Raw genomic sequence first — 3,555 nt, 5'->3', positions numbered from 1 at the left:
GGCCTGACGTATGCTCCAGTTGTCGAATGACCGTTCTTTCGATACTGCCGGCAAGATGGAAACCGGGAATGCGGGTGACATGGCGGCGTTGAACCTTGCCCGGCTGATCGCGGCCGCCGCGGATACGATCGCCGCGAACGCCGAGGAATTGACGGCGCTCGACCAGGCGATCGGCGACGGCGACCACGGGCTGAACATGAAGCGCGGCTTCGAGGCCGTGCGCGCCGAAGCCGAAGCATTTTCGGCCAAACCGCTGCCCGATGCCCTGAAGGCGATCGGCACCAAGCTGGTGATGACGGTCGGCGGCGCCTCCGGCCCGCTGTTCGGCACCCTGTTCCTGGCACTCGGCAAGGAGATTTCGGCGAAACCCGATCGCGCCAATCTGACGGCGGCGTTCGGCAAGGCGATCGAAGCTGTGGCAGCACGCGGCAAATCGCAGATCGGACAAAAAACCATGCTCGACGTGCTGCAGCCGGTGCATGACGCGCTGCTGCAGGGAAAGACAGCTCTTGAAATCGCCGATATCGCCGACGCCGCGGCCGACGCGACCGTGCCTATGAAAGCCTTGCGTGGCCGCGCCTCGTTCCTGGGCGACCGATCGATCGGTCATATGGACGCCGGCGCGCGCTCAACCGCGCTGCTGGTGCGCACAGTGGCGCACAGCCTCGGGGAAAGCGCATGAGCAATGTCGGCATCGTCATCGTCTCGCATTCGCCGCTGGTTGCCGAGGGCACGGCCGACATGGTGCGGCAGATGGTGGGCGACGAAGTGCCGCTTGCATGGTGCGGCGGAAACGGCCATGGCGGGCTCGGCACCAATGTCGAGGCGATCATGGGCGCCATCGACAAGGCCTGGTCGGAAGCCGGTGTCGCCATTCTGGTCGATCTCGGCGGCGCGGAGACCAACTCGGAAATGGCGGTGGAGATGATCGGCGAGCCACGCTCGCACAAGATCATAGTCTGCAACGCGCCGATCGTCGAAGGCGCGGTGATGGCAGCGACCGAGGCCTCCGGCGGCGCCTCGCTGCGGGAAGTGGTGGCGACGGCACATGAATTGTCGCCGTCGTGAACGAACGGGAATTTTGAAAGACATGTCCGCATCCGCCGAAGCGACCGTTGTGATCACCCACGAGGTGGGTCTGCACGCGCGTCCTTCGGTGAAGTTCACCAAGTTGGCCAAGAGTTTTGCCGCCGAGGTGGAGATCGCGCTCGCCGCCAACGGGCCATGGTTCGACGCCAAGAGCATCGTCAAGGTGATGGCGGCCAAGGCGCCGAAGGGCACCGTGCTGCACATCAGGGCCAGCGGTGACGGCGCCAATGATGCCGTCGACGCGTTGGTCGAACTGGTGCGGCGCGATTTCGACGAAGGCGCGGACCATGTCCGAACCGCTTAGACTGCAAGGCATTTCGGCCTCGGCCGGCTATGCCGAGGGGCCACTGTTCGACCTCGACCAGACTGTCGTATCCTATGTCGGCAAAGAAACAGCCGACGACGAGAAGGCCGCGCTCGAAGCCGCAATCGCCGTCGCGACAAGCCGTCTCACCGCATTGAGCGAGATGGCCGAGGGCGATGCCGCCGACATTCTCGAGTTTCAGATCGCCATGCTGCAAGACGATGCGCTGAGCAGCCCGGCCTTTGCCGCGATCCGCACCGGCCTGCCAGCCGACAAAGCCTGGCGGCAAGCGCTTGATACCGAGATTGCCGGCTACGACGCGTCAGACCAGGATTATTTCCGCGCACGGGCCGCCGACATACGCGATATCAGGGACCAGGTGCTGCGGGCGCTGTCCGAGGATGGCGACGTCCAGGCGCCAACCGGCGCCATCCTCTACGGCTGGGATATCGCGCCGACGCGTTTTCTCGAAACCGACTGGAGCCGCGGCGGCGGCATCGCACTGAAGGCGGGCAGCACCGCCAGCCACGTCGCCATGCTGGCGCGTTCGCGCGGCGTGCCGATGGTTGTCGGGTTGGGCACTTCGCTGGCTCGTCTAACCGGCACAGCGCTGCTCGACGCCGAACATGGCGGCATTGTGCTGTCACCCTCCAAGACTGAAATCGCTGCTTTTCGCCAATCGTCCTCATCATTCCGGGCGCGCAGCGACCGGGCCGGGACGTTCCTGGCGCGACCGGCGGTGACCAAGGCCGGCACGGCGGTGCGCGTGCAGGTCAACATCGCCGACCCGTCCGATGTCGACCTCATCGACATTACGACCTGCGACGGAGTCGGGTTGATGCGCACCGAATTCCTGTTCGGCAAGACGCTGCCGGATGAGGAGACGCAGTATCGCGCCTATCGCAAGGTGCTGGAGTGGGCCGGTGAAAAACCGGTGACGATCCGCACCGTTGACGCCGGCGGCGACAAGCCGGTGCCCGGCTTTACGGTCGAGGAGAGCAATCCGTTTCTCGGCCTGCGCGGGATCAGGCTGTCGCTGGCAAGACCCGAGGTGTTTCGTGTACAGATCCGGGCGCTGCTGCGCGCCGCTGTCCATGGCAGCCTGAAAGTGATGTTCCCTATGATCGCCATTGTGGAGGAATACCGACAGACAGCGGCGATGTTCGCCGAAGAGCAGACTGCACTTGCCGCACGCGGCGTCGCACACAACATGCCGCCGCTCGGCATCATGGTCGAAGTGCCTTCGGTGGCGATCGTACCGGAAGCCTTTACCGATGCCGCCTTCTTCTCGATCGGCTCCAATGATCTCACCCAGTATGTCATGGCGGCCGCCCGCGACAACGCTGCCGTGGCGCATCTCAATTCGGTCCGTCATCCGGCCGTGCTGCGGCTGATCGCTGCCGTGACGGCGTTTGGCCAGCGGGAAGAGATCCCGGTCAGCCTGTGCGGCGATGCAGCCGGCGATCCAGCCTCGATCCCGTCACTGATCGAGGCCGGCCTGCGCGATCTTTCCGTCGCGCCGGCGCAACTCGCCATGGCCAAGGCGGCCGTCGCGGACGTTTCTGTCTAGGCGCGGCCGGCATGGTCGACAGGACACCCGAACCCGGTTCCGAAGAGGCGATCCGCGCCTACAAGACGATCCTGTCGCAGGTCATCGACCAGCGCCCGTCCGGTATGCGCCAGCGCCTGGCCGATGCGCTCGGCAAGCACCGCAGCTTCGTCACGCAGATTTCCAGTCCTGCCTATTCGATCCCGATTCCGTCAAAACATTTGCCGGCTATATTTTCCGTCTGCCATTTCAGCCCGGCCGAGCGCGACCAGTTTCTCGCCGCCTATCACCAGGCGCATCCAGGCAAGATGTCGATCGCATCAGGCATGCGCAAGACGCGGCATGTCTCGCTGATCGTGCCGGATTTCGGCGACGACAAGCAGAACGCCGCGCTCGATAAGGCGGTGAACGATTTTATCCAAAAGATCACCAGCATCACCGGCAAGAGTGGCTGATCGAACTCTTGTTTTACGCAATTCCGGACGGAAAACCGCGATACACTTTTCCTGGAATTGCTTTGGAAGGCCTATTTCGGGAGGAGACGGCCGTGAAGAAGTTTATCAATTCGGTGGACACGGTGCTGACCGAAAGCCTCGACGGCTTCGTCGCCGCC

5 protein-coding genes are annotated in these 3,555 nt (G+C 63.9%); all 5 read left to right on the top strand.

All coding sequences use genetic code 11. The features are described from left to right. The first annotated feature begins 79 nt into the window (after positions 1–79). The 5 genes from dhaL to ENZ75_RS25145 are packed head-to-tail and all read left to right on the top strand — an operon-like array spanning position 80 to position 3,397. Positions 80–682 (top strand): dihydroxyacetone kinase subunit DhaL, encoded by a 603-nt coding sequence (gene dhaL / locus ENZ75_RS25165; protein ID WP_063170451.1) that lies wholly within the window; start codon positions 80–82, stop codon positions 680–682. After that, complete coding sequence (gene dhaM / locus ENZ75_RS25160) at positions 679–1,068, top strand: dihydroxyacetone kinase phosphoryl donor subunit DhaM (protein WP_013528085.1); 390 nt, start codon at positions 679–681, stop codon at positions 1,066–1,068. The genes dhaL and dhaM overlap by 4 nt, the downstream gene beginning before the upstream one ends. Positions 1,069–1,090: 22 nt before the next feature. Continuing rightward, the gene (locus ENZ75_RS25155) at positions 1,091–1,393 is read left to right on the top strand and encodes an HPr family phosphocarrier protein (RefSeq protein ID WP_013528086.1); all 303 of its coding nucleotides are present in this window, start codon (positions 1,091–1,093) and stop codon (positions 1,391–1,393) included. Next, positions 1,377–2,963 (top strand): phosphoenolpyruvate--protein phosphotransferase, encoded by a 1,587-nt coding sequence (ptsP, locus tag ENZ75_RS25150; RefSeq protein WP_063169894.1) that lies wholly within the window; start codon positions 1,377–1,379, stop codon positions 2,961–2,963. Before ENZ75_RS25155 ends, ptsP begins: the two co-directional genes overlap by 17 nt. An 11-nt stretch (positions 2,964–2,974) precedes the next feature. Next, entirely contained in the window at positions 2,975–3,397 is a 423-nt protein-coding gene (locus ENZ75_RS25145) for a hypothetical protein (protein WP_013528088.1), read from the top strand. Positions 3,398–3,555: the final 158 nt, after the last annotated feature.

The sequence above is a fragment of the Mesorhizobium sp. M7A.F.Ca.CA.002.04.1.1 genome (genome assembly GCF_004022805.1).
GTDB lineage: Bacteria > Pseudomonadota > Alphaproteobacteria > Rhizobiales > Rhizobiaceae > Mesorhizobium > Mesorhizobium ciceri.
Note: the sequence above shows the minus strand (reverse complement) of the source record. Positions and strands in the feature narration are given on the sequence as shown.